Raw genomic sequence first — 520 nt, 5'->3', positions numbered from 1 at the left:
CTTTAAATAGAATCCGTTCCGGTTTTACGGTAATACTATCCTTAAAAGGGTGATTATAGTCTACGGATGAATACGGACTTGCCCACTTACCGTTTTTAGTCCTGTATAAACTGTAGAACTGGTACTTTTCATGGTATAATGCCCCGTTGTACGTTGAGACGAATAATAAAACAGTTTGATATCGGGAGAACGCCGGTATTCCATAATGGTCAAAAACAAAAAACGCTATTGTATCGGCCTTATATGATCCGTGAACCATCTGCAGTATTTTATACTTTGCTACATAGCGGCTGTCCATATTTATAGAAACATCACTAAAATAAAGGGTATCATTACCTGCTGTTGCTGTCACTGCATGAGGGGGTTTCGTTTCTTCCGGTAAAGGTGAATACGTAACCTCAATTTTTTGGCCAACAAAAACCAGTAAACTGTCTTTTCGATCCTGTCCAAAAACCGAAGTCAATGCAATAAAGATGGTCAGTGTGGTTATTATTATCGATTTCATATAGCCATAGCTAAT

Annotated in this window: 1 protein-coding gene; it reads right to left on the bottom strand. The window is 38.1% G+C overall.

The window, feature by feature from the left end; all coding sequences use genetic code 11:
• Nucleotides 1-505: hypothetical protein (locus AC23NW_RS36265; protein WP_487455602.1), on the bottom strand; the 505-nt coding region annotated here is incomplete at its 3' end.
• Between the last annotated feature and the right edge of the window lie 15 nt (nt 506-520).

This window comes from Arsenicibacter sp. R0_47 (assembly GCF_057652235.1).
The sequence above is the reverse complement of the archived record's forward strand: the minus strand, read 5'-3'. Positions and strand labels throughout refer to the sequence as shown.